Annotated in this window: 17 protein-coding genes; 15 read left to right on the forward strand and 2 right to left on the reverse strand. The window is 63.1% G+C overall.

Translation table 11 applies throughout. The annotated features are described in order from the left end of the window. Window positions 1-150: 150 nt before the first annotated feature. From GC1_RS05130 to GC1_RS05155, 6 genes are all read left to right on the forward strand, one after another. Entirely contained in the window at window positions 151-1,161 is a 1,011-nt protein-coding gene (locus GC1_RS05130) for a pseudouridine synthase (RefSeq protein ID WP_036761895.1), read from the forward strand. Window positions 1,162-1,335: 174 nt separating this feature from the next. Continuing rightward, on the forward strand, window positions 1,336-2,229 hold the full coding sequence (locus GC1_RS05135; RefSeq protein WP_019295741.1) for a 5-bromo-4-chloroindolyl phosphate hydrolysis family protein: 894 nt from the start codon (window positions 1,336-1,338) through the stop codon (window positions 2,227-2,229). Window positions 2,230-2,245: 16 nt separating this feature from the next. Beyond that, complete coding sequence (locus GC1_RS05140; protein ID WP_019295742.1) at window positions 2,246-3,436, forward strand: toxic anion resistance protein; 1,191 nt, start codon at window positions 2,246-2,248, stop codon at window positions 3,434-3,436. Between the two features lie 59 nt (window positions 3,437-3,495). Beyond that, a complete protein-coding gene (locus GC1_RS05145) occupies window positions 3,496-4,383 on the forward strand; it encodes a DUF2927 domain-containing protein (RefSeq protein WP_443136562.1) in 888 nt (295 codons plus the stop codon). 26 nt (window positions 4,384-4,409) lie between these two features. Next, window positions 4,410-5,591, forward strand: a complete 1,182-nt coding sequence (locus GC1_RS05150) for an SPFH domain-containing protein (RefSeq protein WP_019295744.1) — start codon at window positions 4,410-4,412, stop codon at window positions 5,589-5,591. A gap of 72 nt (window positions 5,592-5,663) precedes the next feature. Further along, window positions 5,664-6,785 carry a TFIIB-type zinc finger domain-containing protein gene (locus GC1_RS05155; RefSeq protein WP_019295745.1) on the forward strand — a complete coding sequence of 374 codons (1,122 nt, stop codon included), beginning with the start codon at window positions 5,664-5,666 and terminating at the stop codon, window positions 6,783-6,785. A gap of 98 nt (window positions 6,786-6,883) precedes the next feature. Here GC1_RS05155 and GC1_RS05160 read toward each other — a convergent pair whose 3' ends face one another. Beyond that, a complete protein-coding gene (locus tag GC1_RS05160; RefSeq protein ID WP_019295746.1) occupies window positions 6,884-7,303 on the reverse strand; it encodes an Hsp20/alpha crystallin family protein in 420 nt (139 codons plus the stop codon). A gap of 195 nt (window positions 7,304-7,498) precedes the next feature. Here GC1_RS05160 and dtd point away from each other — a divergent pair, with 195 nt between their 5' ends. From dtd to GC1_RS05205, 9 genes are all read left to right on the forward strand, one after another. After that, a complete protein-coding gene (gene dtd, locus GC1_RS05165) occupies window positions 7,499-7,945 on the forward strand; it encodes a D-aminoacyl-tRNA deacylase (RefSeq protein ID WP_019295747.1) in 447 nt (148 codons plus the stop codon). Between the two features lie 427 nt (window positions 7,946-8,372). Next, on the forward strand, window positions 8,373-9,956 hold the full coding sequence (locus GC1_RS05170; protein WP_029204769.1) for an ABC transporter substrate-binding protein: 1,584 nt from the start codon (window positions 8,373-8,375) through the stop codon (window positions 9,954-9,956). A 1-nt stretch (window position 9,957) separates the two neighbouring features. After that, window positions 9,958-10,914, forward strand: a complete 957-nt coding sequence (locus GC1_RS05175; RefSeq protein ID WP_019295749.1) for an ABC transporter permease — start codon at window positions 9,958-9,960, stop codon at window positions 10,912-10,914. After that, window positions 10,911-11,726 carry an ABC transporter permease gene (locus GC1_RS05180; RefSeq protein ID WP_019295750.1) on the forward strand — a complete coding sequence of 272 codons (816 nt, stop codon included), beginning with the start codon at window positions 10,911-10,913 and terminating at the stop codon, window positions 11,724-11,726. Before GC1_RS05175 ends, GC1_RS05180 begins: the two co-directional genes overlap by 4 nt. Then, window positions 11,723-13,360, forward strand: a complete 1,638-nt coding sequence (locus GC1_RS05185; protein ID WP_019295751.1) for an ABC transporter ATP-binding protein — start codon at window positions 11,723-11,725, stop codon at window positions 13,358-13,360. The genes GC1_RS05180 and GC1_RS05185 overlap by 4 nt, the downstream gene beginning before the upstream one ends. A 215-nt stretch (window positions 13,361-13,575) precedes the next feature. Continuing rightward, window positions 13,576-14,217, forward strand: a complete 642-nt coding sequence (locus GC1_RS05190) for a DUF1326 domain-containing protein (protein ID WP_019295752.1) — start codon at window positions 13,576-13,578, stop codon at window positions 14,215-14,217. Between the two features lie 6 nt (window positions 14,218-14,223). Then, window positions 14,224-15,048 carry a DUF2182 domain-containing protein gene (locus GC1_RS05195; protein WP_019295753.1) on the forward strand — a complete coding sequence of 275 codons (825 nt, stop codon included), beginning with the start codon at window positions 14,224-14,226 and terminating at the stop codon, window positions 15,046-15,048. A 144-nt stretch (window positions 15,049-15,192) separates the two neighbouring features. Continuing rightward, entirely contained in the window at window positions 15,193-16,029 is an 837-nt protein-coding gene (locus GC1_RS05200) for an alkaline phosphatase family protein (RefSeq protein WP_019295754.1), read from the forward strand. 65 nt (window positions 16,030-16,094) lie between these two features. Next, window positions 16,095-16,652: a DUF4453 domain-containing protein gene (locus GC1_RS05205; protein ID WP_019295755.1), complete on the forward strand. Its 558-nt coding sequence runs from the start codon at window positions 16,095-16,097 to the stop codon at window positions 16,650-16,652. 6 nt (window positions 16,653-16,658) lie between these two features. On the opposite strand, the gene GC1_RS05210 is transcribed toward GC1_RS05205, so the two are convergent. Next, window positions 16,659-17,585 (reverse strand): alpha/beta hydrolase, encoded by a 927-nt coding sequence (locus GC1_RS05210; protein WP_019295756.1) that lies wholly within the window; start codon window positions 17,583-17,585, stop codon window positions 16,659-16,661. Window positions 17,586-17,673 lie beyond the last annotated feature (88 nt).

Below are 17,673 nucleotides of genomic sequence, written 5' to 3' on the forward strand. Positions count from 1 at the left end.
TCGGCCCGGCAGCAACGCCGGACAGCGCCCGTCCGCCCCCATGGGCGGGCGCTTCGTTTCCCGCCCGCGGCCGGGCTCTGCCCTCACCACACTTTGCCCACCCGCGATTGCCCGCTTTCGCAAGACGGTGGAATGCTCTATGGCACGGGCATGAGCAAAACACCCGCATCCCCCAAGGGCAAACCGGCCCCGAAATCGCAGCCTCGCAAGGCGCCCGCCACCCCTGAAGGCACAGCCCCCGAAGGCGACCGCATCGCCAAGGTCCTGTCGCGCGCCGGCGTTGCCTCGCGCCGCGAAGCTGAGCGCATGATTGCCGAGGGCCGTGTGTCGGTGAACGGCAAGAAGATCGACAGCCCGGCGCTGAACGTGACCGCGGCAGACCGGATCAGCGTTGACGGCCAGCCGCTGCCGGAGGCCGAGGCGCCGCGGATGTGGCTGTATTACAAGCCTACCGGCCTGGTGACGTCGAACAGCGACGAAAAAGGCCGCAAGACGATCTTTGACGAGCTGCCAGAGGACATGCCGCGGGTGATGACGGTGGGACGGCTCGACCTCAACTCCGAAGGTCTCTTGCTGCTGACCAATGACGGCGGCATCAAGCGCAAGCTGGAGCTGCCCGCCACCGGCTGGCTGCGCCGCTACCGGGTGCGGATCAATGGCCGCCCCAAAGACGAGGATTTTGCGCCGCTGCGCAAGGGCCTGGTGATCGAGGGCGAGAAATTCCAGCCGATGACCGTGACGCTGGACCGCCAGCAGGGCGCCAATGCCTGGCTGACCGTTGGACTGCGCGAGGGCAAGAACCGTGAAATCCGCCGCGCGATGGAGGATATCGGCTATAGCGTGAACCGGCTGCTGCGGGTGTCCTACGGGCCGTTCCAGTTGGGCGACTTGAAACCGGGCGACGTGGAAGAACTGCGTCCGCGTGTGGTGCGCGATCAGCTGGGGCTTGAACCGGAAGAGGAAAAGCCGGTCGGCCGCCCCACCCGGTCCCGCGGCGGCAAGCCTGCTGGCCGGCCTATGGGTAAGCCAGGCGGCAAACCGGCTGGCAAGGCACCGGCGAAAACCGGCAAACCGGGCGGCAAGCCTGCAGCACCGCGCAGCGACCGCCCCGCCCAGCGCGGCGGCGGCAAGCGTCCGATCGGCAAGAATCCCCGCCGCTGAGCCAATTCCCGCAGACTTCCCCCTAGCAACACCGCCTGCTATCCCCTAGATTTCCAATCAGTTAGTCTTCGCTGGCGGTCTGGGGGGCCTTTCGCGTGCAGAAACTTGCCTATGCTGCCCTGTTGATCCTGATGTTCGGCCTCAGCACCGGCTGGATCGTGGGGGGCTGACCGCATGGCACAGCGTTACGGCGGCAAGTTCAGCCCGGATGGGAAGCCCGCAGATCAGGACACACCTCCGCAGCAATCCTTCCGCAACGCCCAGGTGGACCCGGTTGGCATGCGCGCCAACCTGATGTTCCTGCCGCCCGCCATCCTGACATTGCTTTCCCTGAACGACGGCGCCACCGGACTTGCGCTGGGGCTGATCGGCGCGGGGCTTTGGACCGGCGGCGCCTTCCTGCTGCGCGAGGGGCTGAAGGCCGAAGCCGCCTATGCCGCCCGCAAGGTGGGACGCAAGCCCGCCCTGCCCCGCAAGATCCTGGCAGCACTTCTGACCGGCGGCGGCGCGGCGCTGGCGGCCTGGAAGGCCGAACCCGGCATTCTGATTGCCGCCATCTATGGCACCGCAGCAGCGGGGCTGCACGTCACCGCCTTTGGCATCGACCCGCTGCACGACAAGGGCGTGGAAGGTGTCGACGATTTCCAGCAGTCCCGGGTCGCCCGCGCGGTGGATGAGGCGGAGCAGAGCCTGGCCGCGATGAAGGACGCTGCCCTGCGCGCCCGCGACCGCGGGGTCGAAGCGCGGGTGGAACAGTTCCAGTCCGTCGCCCGCGAGCTGTTCCGCACGGTGGAGGAAGACCCGCGCGACCTGACCGCCGCCCGCAAGTACCTGACCGTCTATTTGCAGGGCGCCCGCGATGCGACGGTGAAATTCGCCGATATCTATGCCCGCAGCCAGGACGCCCAGGCCCGAGCCGATTACCTGGCACTGCTGGACGATCTGGAACAAAACTTTGCCGCGCGCACCCGCAAAATGCTGGTGGAGGACCGCACGGACCTGACCATTGAAATTGATGTGCTGCGCGACCGGTTGCAGCGTGAAGGGGTCCATCTGGACCAGAACTGATTAAGGGGAGCCATTCATGTCTGAAGCCGTTCAACAAAAGGCCGCCCAGGCCGAAGCCTTGGTCACCGAAGTCACCGCCATCGAACTGCCCGAACCCGTGGCAGAGGTTAAGCCCCTGGAACAGGCCGATGAACCGACCAGTGAGGCGATCCGGCAGCGGATGGACCAGATCGACATGGACGACACCAACTCGATCATCCATTTCGGCTCTGCCGCACAGGCTGAACTGCAGACCATCAGCCAGGCAATGCTGTCTGACGTCCGCAACAAGGACGTGGGGCCTGCGGGGGACTCCTTACGCAATATCGTGGCCACGATCCGCGGCTTTTCGGTCTCCGAACTGGACGTGCGCCGCAAGGCGACCTTCTGGGAGCGGCTTCTGGGCAAGGCGACGCCCTTCGTGAAATTCACCGCGCGCTATGAAACCGTGCAGGGGCAGATCGACCGGATCACCGACGACCTCCTGGGCCACGAGCACACCCTGCTGAAAGACATCAAATCGCTCGATCTTCTCTATGAAAAGACGCTGCAATTCTATGATGAGCTGGCACTCTATATTGCCGCAGGCGAAGCCAAGCTGGCAGAACTGGACGGCACCGCCATCCCGGCCAAGGAAGCCGAGGTGCAGGCAGCCCCCGAAGGCGATCAGGTGATGAAGGCGCAGGAGCTGCGCGACCTGCGTGCCGCCCGCGATGACTTGGAGCGGCGGGTGCATGACCTGAAGCTGACCCGCCAGGTCACCATGCAGTCGCTGCCCTCGATCCGGCTGGTGCAGGAAAACGACAAGTCGCTGGTGACCAAGATCAACTCCACCCTGGTGAACACCGTGCCGCTGTGGGAAACTCAGCTGGCGCAGGCCCTGACCATCCAGCGTTCGGCCCAGGCCGCGGCGGCAGTGCGCGATGCCAATGACCTGACCAATGAACTCCTGACCTCCAACGCCGCCAACCTGCGCCAATCGAACGAGATGATCCGCAAGGAAATGGAGCGCGGAGTGTTTGATATCGAAGCGGTGAAACAGGCCAATGCGGATCTGATCGGCACCATTCAGGACAGTCTCAAGATCGCCGACGAGGGCAAGGCCAAACGCGCTGCCGCCGAGGAAGATCTGCAGAAAATGGAAGCGGAGTTGCGCGATACGCTGGCCGCTGCCAAGGCGCGGCGCGACGGGGTTGGCGACAACGCCGGCACCGCTGTGCCGGGTTAAGAAAGGCAGCGGGAGTGCAGGCAATCCATACACTTTGGAAGAGCGCAGCGGCCTTTGCCGTGCTGGCCGCTTTAAGCGCATGCCTGCCCTTTGACCAGGCAGAATCTCTAGTGCCGCAGGCCCGGCCTGCAGTGCCCCAGCCTGCGGTCTACAAACCCTCTGCCGACAGCGCCCAGCTGGCCTACTACTACAACGCATTGGAGCGGGACCTGCTGACCCGCGGCCTTTTGCGCACTGACGGCGGCGGGCCGGACACACCGTTTGACGCCGAGGATCTGGCGGCAAGCTTCGAGCAACTGGCTTTCTATGATGAATACGGCGGGTCCGGCATTTCCGGGGGGCTCGGCCGCTGGTCCGGCCCGGTCCGGATCGCAGCGGAGTTCGGTCCCTCGGTGCAAGCGGGCCAGCGGGTGCAGGACCGGGAAACACTGGCCGAATACGCCGCGCGGCTGGCGCGGATCACCGGCCATTCCATCAGCACCGTCAGCGGCAGGGCCAATTTCCACGTGATCTTTGCCAGCCTCGACGACAGCGCCTTTGTCGCTGAACGGGTGCGCGAACTGCTGCCCGCGATCAGCGCTCGCGACCTGTCGCTGCTGGCTGCGCCGCCGCGCAGCTATTACTGCCTTGTGGTGGCAGGCGGCCCGCAGGGCGATCCGCTGTCCTACACCCGCGGCGTCGCGCTGATCCGGGCCGAGCATCCCGACCTGGTGCGCAAAAGCTGCGTGCACGAGGAAGTGGCGCAAGGCCTGGGCCTCAGGAACGACAGCCCGCGCGCGCGCCCCTCGATCTTCAACGATGACGACGAATTTGCGCTGCTGACCAGCTTTGACGAAAAGCTGTTGCAGATGCTGTATGATCCAAGACTGAAGGTGGGGGTGAGCCTGGAAGAGGCCCGCCCCCTGATCCGCATTCTCGCCCGCGAGGCGATGGGCCAGGAACTTTAGGCCGCCACAGGAAGAGGACCTGAAACATGGGTATTTTCGATTTTCTCAAAGGCGAATTCATTGATGTCATTCATTGGGTGGATGACACCCATGACACCATGGTCTGGCGGTTCGAACGCGAAGGCCATGAAATCAAATACGGCGCCAAGCTGACGGTGCGCGAGGGCCAGGCGGCGGTGTTCGTGCACGAGGGTCAGCTGGCGGATGTGTTCACCCCCGGTCTCTACATGCTCGAGACCAACAACATGCCGGTCATGACCACGCTGCAGCACTGGGACCACGCCTTCCAGTCGCCGTTCAAGTCTGAGGTCTACTTTGTCGACACCACCCGTTTCAGCGACCTGAAATGGGGCACCAAGAACCCGATCATCTGCCGCGACCCGGAATTCGGGCCCGTCCGGCTGCGCGCCTATGGCACCTATACGATCAAGGTCGCCGACCCGGCCCGCTTCCTGAGCGAAATCGTCGGCACCGATGGTGAATTCACCATGGACGAGATCTCCTATCAGATCCGCAATATCATCGTGCAGGAGTTTTCCCGCGTGATTGCCGGCTCCGGCATTCCGGTTCTGGACATGGCCGCCAATACTGCCGACCTGGGCAAACTGGTGGCGGCAGAGATTTCCGGCACCCTGGCCGACTACGGCCTGATGATGCCGGAGCTGTACATTGAGAATATCTCGCTGCCGCCTGCGGTGGAGGAAGCCATGGACAAGCGCACCCAGATGGGCGTGCTGGGCGATCTGGGCCGCTACACTCAGTTTTCGGCAGCTGAGGCGATGACCGCCGCCGCCAAGACCCCGAACAGCGGCATGGGTGCCGGCATGGGAATGGGCATGGGTATGGCGATGGCGCAGCAGATGGGCCAGGCTCTGCAGGGAGGCGCCGCCTCTCAGACAGCGGGTCAGCCGTCAGGGCCATGGGGCACGCGGCGCGAACTCGCTGCGCCGCAGCCGGCAGCGCCCGTGGCGCCGCCCCCGCCGCCGGTGGAGCACGTCTGGCATATCGCAGTCGACGGGCAGACCTCCGGCCCGTTCTCCAAGGCGCGGATGGGGCGGATGGCGCAGGACGGCACCCTGACACGCGAGACCCACGTCTGGACCCCGGGCCAGGACGGCTGGAAACGCGCAGGCGAGGTGATGGAGCTTGCGCAGCTGTTCACCATCCTGCCGCCGCCTCCCCCGCCGCCGGCGCCGCCAGCCGGGTGACACCGCCGCAGGGCAGCCAGCCGCTGCCCAGCCCGCTTGACTGACACTGCCGACAGGTTGCCCCCCGTGACGATGCCCCCGCCGCCGCCCGCCGAAACCGTGCCTGCCCCCGACGATGAGACCCACCGCTTCCCGTGCGAGCAGTGCGGTGCCGATTACACCTATGACCCGGCCAAAGGCACGCTGACCTGCGGCCATTGCGGCCACACCGAAAGCATCCGCAGCGGACCCTGGAAGGGATCCGCCCTGCAGGAGTTGGATTTCCGCGCTGCCGTGGCCGATCAGCTGCCCGAGGCAGAGATCGAAGTGACGAGGGTCTCCACCTGCCCCAACTGCGCCGCGCAGGTGGAATTCGATCCGGACACCCACGCCAAGGAATGCCCGTTCTGCGCAACGCCTGTGGTGACCGGCACCGGTGAGAACCGGCACATCAAACCCAAAGGCGTGCTGCCTTTTGCGGTAGAAGAACGCGCCGCGCACAAAGCTATAACAGATTGGCTGGGCGGCCTGTGGTTTGCCCCGAACGGCCTCAGGGAATACGCCCGCAAGGGGCGGCGGATGCAGGGTATCTATGTGCCTTACTGGACCTATGACGCCCAGACCCGCAGCAGCTACACCGGCCAGCGCGGCACCGTTTATTATGTGACCGAAACCTTCCAGCACGAAGGCAAGACCCGCTCCCGGCAGGTCGCCAAGGTACGCTGGACGCCCGCCTCGGGCCGGGTGCAGCGGTTTTTCGATGATGTGCTGGTGCTGGCCTCAAAAAGCCTGCCCAAAAAATACACTGAGGGGCTGGAGCCCTGGGACCTGGCGCAGCTGGAACCTTACCAGCCGCAGTATCTGGCAGGCTTCCGGGCTGAAGCCTACACCGTGGATCTGGAGGCTGGTTTTGCCGAGGCCGGGCAGAAGATGGACCGGGTGATCGAGCGTGACGTGCGCTTTGACATCGGCGGCGACCGCCAGCGGATTGCCCATATCGACACCAAAGTGTCTGAGGTAACCTTCAAGCACATACTGCTGCCGGTCTGGCTCGCCGCCTACAAATACCGCGGCAGGACCTATCGCTTTGTGGTCAACGGCCAGTCCGGCCGGGTGCAGGGCGAGCGGCCTTATTCAGCCTGGAAAATTGCCTTTGCGGTGCTGCTGGCCCTTCTGGTCGGTGCCGGGATCGCACTGCTGACCAGCCAGCAGTAGCACCAAACAAAAACGGAAGGGGACGCTGCCGCCCCCTCCCTGAACCGGCCGGTTCCTTTCCCCGGATTCTGAGCCGGAACCCTTGGCCGGCCTCCCTGTCAGCCCTTGCTGATCTTGATCCTGCGGGCGGTCTCCGGCTGCTCCAGCGCCTTCTTCGGCACTGCGATATGCAGCACGCCGTCCTCCATCCGGGCTGAGGCCGCCTGCCCGTCCGCGTCCTCCGGCAAACGGAACGACCGCCGGAATGCGCCATACTGGCGCTCGCTGAAGTACCAGGTGTCGCCCGTCTTCTCAGACTGTGTCTTTTTCTCGCCGCGGATCGTCAAAACGCCGTTGTCCACGGTCAGCTCCACGTCCTCCAGCGAAACACCCGGAAGCTCCATGGCAATGTCATAGGCCTCCTTGCCCGAAGACGCCTCGGTTGCCGGGGTGAGCCAGTCGGCAAGCCGCGCGCCAAAGCTGCGGAAAGGATCATATAGCGACGGCCAGAAGCCGCCATGTTCGGTTTTTTCCACCATTGTTCAGCCTCCTTTCTAGTTGCGTCTGATTGTACCGCCTGCCCCGCCGCACCGCCTTGATCCGGCGCAAAGGCAATGCCTGAGCCGGAAGATTTCAGGCCGCGACCTCGCCAGTGCCCGACAAAGGAGATAGAGCTGTTGCGGACAATCCGGCAGCCGCCTGCCGGACAGCACTATTCAAGGACGGGAGCAGACATGCGCGCACTTATCCAACGGGTCAGCGAGGCCTCTGTGACAGTCGATGGCGAGGTTATCGGCGAAACCGGTCCCGGGCTGCTGGTGCTGGTCTGCGCCATGGCCGGTGACAGCGAGGCGCAGGCGGACCAGCTGGCCGCCAAGATTTCCAAGATGCGGATCTTCAAGGACGACGCAGGCAAAATGAACCGTTCGGTGCTGGATACCGGCGGCGGCGTGCTGGTGGTCAGCCAGTTCACCCTGGCGGCCGACACAAGGCGCGGCAACCGGCCCGGCTTTTCCACCGCTGCGGCCCCGGCTGAGGGCGAACGGCTCTATGAATATTTTGCAGACCAGCTGTCTGCGCTGGGTTTGGAAACTGCAAAAGGCCGGTTCGGCGCCGACATGAAGGTGCGCCTGCTGAATGACGGTCCGGTGACCATCTGGATGGATACTGAACACCCCTGATCCGCCCCTTGGAGCCCAGCCTGCCAGCGCGCCGCATTGCCGCTGCCCGTTGTGGTCCAACCGCCATACCGGGCAGGTCAGTTGGCGGCGTAGAGGGCGTTTTTAGACCGGAAAGCACCGATTCTGTCCCTTGGGCGGCCTGTCGGCCTTGCCCGCCGGGCAGATTCGCAAAAAATCCGCAATTTCTCCGCATCAATATTTCCTGTCGTATTCCAGCGCTTTTTTTGCTTTACACAGGACAGAGACCGCAAAAACGGCACCTTACTTGAGAAAGGCGACACCCGCTGTTTGTGCCGCACGAAACCGTGCAGATGGCTTCCCCGGCGTAGCGCTAATAACGCTTGCGAGTTAGCGGTAAATACGCAAATCTTAAATCGCCAATCAAAAAAACAGGTGCCTCAGCACCGCAACCAATCGGGAGAACTCAATGAACCGACATATGCAGTATCTGGCCAGCCAGGCCGCGGCAGGCAAATTGTCACGCCGTGATTTCCTGGGCAAAGCCGCCGCACTGGGCTTTACCGCCGTATCCGCGAACCTGCTGCTGTCCACCGCCGCCAAGGCGGCCGGCCCGCAGAAGGGCGGCACCATCCGTCTCGGCCTGCAGGGCGGCTCCACCACCGACAGCCTGGATCCGGCGCTGGTCACCAACACCGTTGGCCTGATGGTCACCCGCCTCTGGGGTGAGACCCTGGTCGAACTGGCCGACGACGGCGGCATCGAGGGCAAGCTGGCCGAAAGCTATGAAGCCTCTGCCGACGCCAAGACCTGGACCTTCAAGCTGCGCTCCGGCGTGACCTACTCGAACGGCCAAAGCGTCACTGCCGACGACGTGGTCAAAACCATGGAGCGCCACAGCGGTGAAGACACCAAGTCCGGCGCGCTTGGCATCATGCGCGGCATCAAGGACGTGCGCGCAGAGGGCGACAGCGTCGTCTTCGAACTGGACAGCCCGAACGCCGACCTGCCCTACCTGCTGGCCGACTACCACCTGATCATCCAGCCGAACGGCGGCAATGACGATCCGGCAGCCGCCATCGGCACCGGCCCCTACATCATGAAGTCCTCCGACATGGGCGTGCGCTTCGTGGCCGAGAAGAACCCGAACTACTGGGGTGATCTGGGCAACGCGGACACCGTGGAAATCATCGTCATCAACGACGACACCGCCCGCGTCGCAGCGCTGCAGTCCGGCCAGGTGGACGTGATCGACCGGGTGCCCCCGCGCACCGCAAAACTGGTCGACCGCGCACCGAACATCACCGTGCACTCGACCTCCGCGGCGGGCCACTATGTGTTCATCATGCACTGCAACACCGCACCGTTTGACAACAACGACGTGCGCATGGCGCTGAAATACGGCATCAACCGCCAGGAAATGGTCGACAAGATCCTGAACGGCTACGGCACTGTCGGCAACGACACCCCGATCAACGCCTCCTATCCGATGTACACCGAGCTGGAACAGCGCCAGTTCGACCCGGACAAGGCGATGCACCACCTGAAGAAGGCGGGCCACGACGGCTCTATCCTGCTGCGCACCTCGGACAACTCCTTCCCGGGCGCACCCGATGCCTCCGCGCTGTTCCAGCAGTCGCTGTCCAGCGCCGGCATCCAGCTGGACGTCAAGCGCGAGCCGAACGACGGCTACTGGTCGGAAGTCTGGAACGCCAAGCCGTTCTGCACCAGCTACTGGGGCGGCCGTCCGACCCAGGACCAGATGTTCACCACCGCCTATCTGTCCACCGCGGACTGGAACGACACCCGCTTCAACAACGAGCAGTTCGACCAGATGCTGGTGGCAGCCCGCGGCGAACTGGACGTTGCCAAGCGGACGCAGATGTATGCCGACATGTCGACCATCCTGCGCGACGAAGGCGGCCTGATCTGCCCGATGTTCAACGACTTCGTTGAAGCGACCACCGACAAGGTCGACGGCTTTGTCGAAGGCATCCCGGGCCAGGTTCTGATGAACGGCTATGCAGCCAGCAAGCTGTGGGTTAAAGCCTAATATGTCTCCGATCGTAAAACTCCTGGCTCAGCGCATTGCGCTGAGCCTCCTTCTTTTGTTGCTCATCTCAATCGTGATCTTCGCCGGCACCATCGTTCTGCCGGGCGACGTTGCGCAATCGATCCTGGGTCAGTCGGCAACACCGGAGGCACTGGCCAACCTGCGGGCTGAGCTGGGTGTGAACGATCCTCCCGTACAACGCTATTTTGCCTGGCTCTTCGGCGCCATGCAGGGCGATCTTGGCACCGCGCTGACCAGCGGCCAGGACATTGCCCAGGCTCTCAGCAGCCGTTTCTGGAATACCCTGTTCCTCGCCTTCTGGGCTGCCGTGGTTGCGGTTCCGCTGGCGATCTTCCTCGGCCTGCTTGCCGTCCGTTTCAAGGACCGCTGGCCCGACAAGATGATCTCCGCCGTCACCCTGGCCTCGATCTCGATCCCCGAGTTCCTGATAGGCTACGTGCTGATGTATTTCATCGCGGTGCAGCTGCGCTGGTTCCCGTCAGTGGCCATGGTCAACGACAACATGAGCCTGTTCGAGAAGCTGAACGCCATCGCCCTGCCGATTGCCGTTCTGACGCTGGTTGTTCTGGCGCACATGATGCGGATGACCCGCGCTGCGATCCTGAACGTGATGCAATCGGCCTATATCGAAACCGCGGAACTCAAGGGCCTCAACGCCTTTCAGGTGATCTACCGCCACGCGTTCCCGAACGCGATCGCGCCGATCGTCAACGTGGTGATGCTGAACCTCGCCTATCTGGTGGTTGGCGTCGTGGTGATCGAGGTGGTCTTCGTCTACCCCGGCATGGGCCAGTATCTGGTCGACCACGTGTCCAAGCGTGACGTGCCTGTTGTGCAGGCCTGCGGCCTGATCTTTGCCGCCGTCTATATCGGTCTCAACATGATTGCCGATATCGTCGCCATCCTGAGCAACCCGCGCCTGAGGCATCCGAAATGAAGAATATCCCCATTTCCGCACTCATCGGGCTGTTCTTCACTGCCCTCTACTTCCTTGGTGCCATCTTTGCGCCGCTGCTGGCCCCCTATGGCGTCGGCGAAGTGGTCGGCGATGTGTGGGAGCCCTCCAGCGCAGACTATCTGCTTGGCACCGACAACATCGGCCGCGACCTTCTCAGCCGGATGATCTATGGCGGCCGCACCACTATCTTCATCGCAACCGCCGCGACCGTTCTGTCCTTCACCCTGGGCTCCGTCCTCGGCTTCTTTGCCGCGGTGATGGGCGGCTGGATCGACCAGGCGCTGTCGCGCTTCGTCGACCTCGTGATGTCGATCCCGACCTTGATCTTCGCCCTGGTGGTGCTGTCGGTCGCACCGGTCACCATTCCGATGCTGATCCTGGTGATGGGCCTTCTGGACGCCACCCGCGTCTACCGCCTGGCCCGTGCCGTTGCGGTCGATATCGAGGTGATGGACTACGTCGAAGCAGCCCGCCTGCGCGGCGAGAAAACCGCCTGGATCATCTTCCGCGAGATTCTGCCCAACGCCCTGTCGCCGCTGATCGCGGAGATGGGCCTGCGCTTCATCTTTGCGGTTCTGTTTGTCTCCACCCTGTCCTTCCTGGGCCTGGGCGTGCAGCCGCCTGAGGCTGACTGGGGCGGCATCGTGAAAGAGAACAAGGAAGGCATCGTCTACGGCATTCCTGCGGCCCTGATCCCGGCCTTTGCCATCGCCACCCTGGCGATCTCGGTCAACCTGGTGGCTGACTGGGTGCTGAACCGGACCACATCGCTGAAAGGAGGCCGCGGATGAGCGATACCCTGTTGAAAGTCCGCGACCTGAAGATCGGCGCGACCATCTACCCGCCGGGTGAACGTCCCCGCGACATCGAGATCGTGCACGGGGTCAGCTTTGACCTCGCGCCCGGCAAAGTTCTGGGGCTGATCGGTGAATCCGGTGCCGGCAAATCCACCATCGGTCTTGCGTCCATGGCCTATGGCCGCGGCGGCGTGAAGATCACCGGCGGCGCGGTCTGGGTCAACGGCCGCGATATCCTGAAGGGCAGCCACAAGGACATCCGCAAACTGCGCGGTGCCGAGGTGACCTATGTGTCGCAATCAGCGGCAGCCTCCTTCAACCCGGCCAAGAAGATTATGGATCAGGTGGTCGAGGCCGCGGTGGAACAGAAGAAGTTCTCCCGCAAGGAGGCCGAAGCCCGTGCCCGGGTTCTGTTTGCCAAACTGGGCCTGCCGGATCCGGACAACATCGGCGAACGCTACCCGCACCAAGTGTCGGGCGGCCAGCTGCAACGCTGCATGACCGCGCTGGCGCTGTGCCCGGAGCCGGATCTGGTGGTGTTCGACGAGCCGACAACCGCGCTCGACGTGACCACCCAGATCGACGTTTTGATGGCGATCAAGGAGGCGATCCGCGACACCGGCGTTGCCGCGCTCTACATCACCCACGACCTGGCGGTTGTGGCACAGGTGAGCGACGACATCATGGTTCTGCGGATGGGCAACACCGTCGAATACGGCAACGTTGACCAGATCATCAATGATCCGCAGGAGGAGTACACCAAGGCGCTGGTCTCGGTCCGCTCCATCGAGCATGAGGAAAAGGCCCCGACCGAGGAGCCGGTGCTGAGCGTGCGCAATATCACCGCGCGCTACAAGGGCACCCAATTCGACGTGCTGCACAATGTGAACGTCGATCTGTATCCCGGCCAGACGCTGGCCGTGGTGGGTGAATCCGGCTCCGGCAAATCCACCCTCGCCCGCGTGATCACAGGCCTGTTGCCGCCGCGCGAGGGCGAGATCGAGTTTGCCGGCCGCAAGCTCTCACCGGACCTCAAGGGCCGCAGCCGCGAGGATCTGCGCGAACTGCAGATGATCTACCAGATGGCAGACGTGGCAATGAACCCGCGCCAGACCGTCGGCACCATCATCGGCCGCCCGCTGGAGTTCTACTTCGGCATGCGCGGCGCCGAGAAGAAGAAGCGGATCATCGAACTGCTGGACGAGATCGAGCTGGGCGAAAAGTTCATGGACCGCTATCCGGCGGAGCTTTCGGGCGGCCAGAAGCAGCGTGTCTGCATCGCCCGCTCGCTGGCAGCCAAGCCTAAGATGATCATCTGCGACGAGGTCACCTCGGCACTCGACCCGCTGGTGGCAGACGGCATCCTGAAGCTGCTGCTGGACCTGCAGAAGATCGAAGATGTGGCATATCTCTTCATCACCCACGATCTGGCAACGGTGCGCGCGATCTCGGACAACATCGCGGTAATGTATCAGGGCAAAGTGCAGCGCTACGGCGGCAAGTCCAAGGTGCTGAGCCCGCCGTTCGACGATTACACCGATCTGCTGCTCAGTTCGGTGCCGGAGATGAAGCTCGGCTGGCTGGAAGAGGTGATTGCCCACCGCAAGATGGAAAGCGCCGGCAACTGATTCCACCAAAGGATGCAAAGCCCCCGCTGATTGCCAGCGGGGGCTTTTTCTTTTTAAATTTACACGGATTTGTGATATTTTATTGAGACAGGGAGAATGCAGCGGGACCGGCTGCAAACAATAGAAAAAGCACTGAGCGCGGCTGAACTGTGAGGCAAGCCAACCCGATTTACCGGGCAGTTTCGTTTTGACTGCAGCAATGGGGAGAAACTGCCATGACAGATTGGGCAATTCACGGATTTGAGATCGCCAATTGCAACTGCGTGCCCGGCTGCCCTTGCCAATTTTCGCAGCTTCCTAATGACGGCACCTGCGAAGCAATGCTGACTTTCCGCATCGATAAAGGCCACTACGGGGACACAAAGCTGGACGGGCTGCACGCCGCGGCCATCTACAAATGGCCCGGCCCCATTCACGAGGGCAACGGCGAGATGCAAATCATCATCGACGAAAGCGCCACAGCAGAGCAGAAGTCGGCCCTCGAGGCGATCATGACCGGCCAGGACACCGATGAATTTGCCACCATGTTCTTCGTCTTCAACGCTATGTGCACCACCAGGCATGAGACACTCAGCGCACCCGTGTCGCTGAGTTTTGATGCCGAAACAGGTATTGGCCATGGCAAGGCGGACGGCATTGGCGAAACCAAAGTCGAACCGATTGCACACATCGTGTCCGGTGCACCGCATTCGGTCCAGATCAAATTGCCGAACGGGTTTGAATACTCCGAGGCTTCCGTCTGCCAGGGCACGACACGGACCCCTGGATCTGCCATCAGCCTTGAAAAGAACAGCGGAACCCACGCCCATGTTGCCGAGCTGCACCTGACCGGCAAGGGCGTTGAGCGCGCGGCTTGATCCGCCATGGGCCGGGCGCCGCACATAACCGGCACAGCTGAACGGCTGGCCCGCAACGACCGGATCGTGGTTCTGGGCGCTGTGGCCTTCATCGTGCTGCTGAGCGGGCTTTACACCGTATTTGGTGTCGGCATGAACATGACCGCGGCCGAGATGACCCGGATGGCCCGCCCGATCGGCGAACCGATGGCGATGGGCACCGGACCGGTTTGGACTGCAGGCTATGCTGTGCTGATCTTTCTGATGTGGTGGGTGATGATGATCGCCATGATGACACCCAGCGCGGCCCCGGTTCTGCTGCTGTTCACCGCCATCAAGAAGGCAGGCTCTCTGCCCGGCCGGGCGCCGGTGCTGGGGCTGCTGTTCCTCAGCGGATACCTTCTTGCCTGGGCCTTGTTCTCTGCAATTGCCACCGCGCTGCAATGGTGGCTCGAAACCATGGGCCTCTCAAACGGCCCGATGATGTCGCTCAGCAGCCGCACCCTTGGCGGTGCATTGCTGCTGGCGGCGGGCGCCTATCAGTTTACCCCCTACAAGCACGCCTGCCTCTCCCATTGCCGTATGCCGGTTCATTTTTTGACCGAGCATAACCGCACAGGCTTGGCTGGTGCTGTACTGATGGGCGCCCACCACGGCACCTATTGCCTCGGCTGCTGCTGGGCGCTGATGCTGCTGCTGTTTGCCGGCGGGATCATGAACCTTTACTGGATAGCCGGGCTGGCGCTGTTCGTGCTGGCCGAAAAGACCTTGCCTTACCCAAGGCTCTTTGCCACGGGTGCCGGGGCTCTGCTGCTTCTGGCAGGCAGCTATGTTCTCGTTACCGCGCTTTGAAAGCGCAGGCGCTGACCGGCAATTCTGCAACGTCCCTGCGAAAATGCCCGTTTGCGGCCGTTCCGCCGTTTTTTGAATGGCAATTCAAGAAACGGACGCAATGATACCCTCCCGAAGCCATCGCAAGGCAAAGGGATTCGGCAAATGGACAACAAGCTTCTTCTCATCATTCTGGACGGCGTGCCCTGGCGCAATTTCCGCCGCCTGTTCGGCAACCTCGAAGGCTGGGTCGACAGCGGCGATGCCCGCGTCTGGAAACTGCGCGCGGTGCTGCCGTCGATTTCGGCCAGCTGCTATGCCTCGATCCACACCGGCGTCGCACCCGCCATCCACGGCTGCACCGGCAACGCCAATGTGTTCCGGCTCAAGGAAAAAGACGTGTTCAGCCAGGTCCGCGAAGCCGGCGGCGTCACCGGCGCCGTGGCGCACAGCTACTGGTCGTCCTTTTTCAACCGCCACCCCTTCGACTATGTGCGCGACATTGAATACGACGAGCCGGAAAGCAAGACCATCAACCACGGCCGCTTCCACACCATGACCGGCTATGGCAAGGACAACCAGATGACGCCGTCGGACGTCGATCTGTTCGCCACGCTGACCAATCTCTGCCTGCGCTTCGGGCTGGACTACGGCATGCTGCACGCCTGCACCCTGGACAGCATGGGCCACCGCTTCTTCCATGACTGCCAGGAAATGGACCACGCCTGTTTTGTAATGGATGAGATGCTGGCCCCCTTTATCACCCGCTGGCGCGATCTGGGCTACGAGGTGATCGTCACCGCCGACCACGGCCAGGACGAGCGCGGCCACCACGGCGGCCGCAGTCCGCTGCAGCAGGAAACCGCGCTCTACTACTTCGGCGAGGCCGCCGGGCCGGATCATGGCGACGTGATCGACCAGCGCCAGCTGGCCCCCACCATCCTTAAACGGCTGGGCGCACCAGTCGCGGACACCATGAAGGCAGAGCCGTTCCTGAAATGACCTGAAACGGCGGCTGTGTGCTAGGATGGTCCTCAGCCGCCGTTTTCAGATGTCAGGACTTTGCCATGAAATCCCTTACCGCCGTATTTTCCCTGCTGGCCGCCCCGGCGCTGGCCAGCGATGCCTGCCACGACCTGTGGTTCACCCGCAACGCGGTGATTGACCGGGCCGGTTACTGCTTCGGCTCCCCTTTGGGGCAGGCCGTGTTCAACAACGGGGATTGCACCGGCAAGTCTGTCTCTCTGCCGCCGCAGTCAGAACGCCTGGTTGCTGAAGTGAAACAGATGGAGGCCCGCTTCGGCTGCCGGGTCAACAACAAGCAGACCCATCTGGACATGGATGACCTGTTCCTGCGCTACCAGCTATGGGACCTGCCGGTGCGGGATGAGTTCGAAAGCGCCTGCCTGGGCTGGCTGGGGCCGGTTATGGGGCTGCGGGCGGGCCACAGGCCGGATGCACCCCTGGTCGGGCAGATAGACCCCGGCGACTACGTCAATTACTCGCATATCCCGGTGGGCAGCTGGACCTATGTGACCACCTCCGGCCCGGACTGGCAGGTCACCAGCGGCGGTTGGCTGGACACGTCGCTGTTCCAGGAGCAATGCCAGGACTATGCCGGGTAGTCCGGGCTACTCGTCATAGGGCCAGATCCCCTGCCCCAGCGCCTCGACCGCAACTGAAATCCGCTCAAAACTGTCACGTGCCCGGCCCACGCTGTGGCGCGCACGCAAATAGCCGTGGATCAGTCCCGGCTCATTGATCCAATACGCCTTGCCGCCAGCCGCCAAAATGCGGTCGCGGTAGTCGCGTGAATCGTCCCGCACCGGATCGCAATCCGCCGTTACCAGCACCGTCGGCGGCAAGTCCGAGAAATCGCTGTCAGACAGAGGCGCAAAAAGCGGATCATCCTTGGGCGGCTCCCCTTCGGTGCGAATATCCATGTAATACAGCACGTCCTCGCGCGTCAGCATGGGCGCCTGCGCGTGCTCCAGGTAAGAGCCCTGGTTCACATCACCGCCGAACGCGCCATAGATCAGCACCTGGCCCAGAATCGACTCGCAGCGGCCGCGCGCATGATGCGCCACCGCAGCACAAATGTTGGCTCCGGCGCTGTCGCCCATCAGGACAATGCCCTTGCCATACCCGGCCTCGACCCAGCCCAGCACCACCCAGGCGTCCTCAAAGGCGGCGGGGTGCTTGTGCTCCGGTGCCAGCCGGTAGTCCACCGCCACCACCCGGTAGCCGGTCTGGGCGCAGATCTCGGCGCAAACATCATCGTGGCTGTCCAGACCCCCTACGACAAAGCCGCCGCCGTGGCAGAACAGCACCGTCCGGGTCGGGTCACCAGCGGTATAGACCCGCACCGGCACGCCGTTGGCGGACAATGCCTCGACCGACACCACATCCGGCCGCGGCACCCGGAATTCCCGCGCCATCGCGTTATAGATACGGCGCTGCTCTTCGATGCTCATGTCAACGGCGTCATCAGGATAAAGCTCCCCGGTCTTCTGGATGAAGTCCCAGGTCTCCTCGTCGATCAGCCGTTCGTAATCCATCTGCGAGCCTCCCTGCACGCCGTCGTCCCCGAGAGCCTAGGCACAGTTTCCCGCAAATGGAATGCCTGAAAGAAAAAGCGCCCCGAAG

Source organism: Leisingera sp. ANG1, assembly GCF_000203975.2.
Lineage (GTDB): Bacteria > Pseudomonadota > Alphaproteobacteria > Rhodobacterales > Rhodobacteraceae > Leisingera.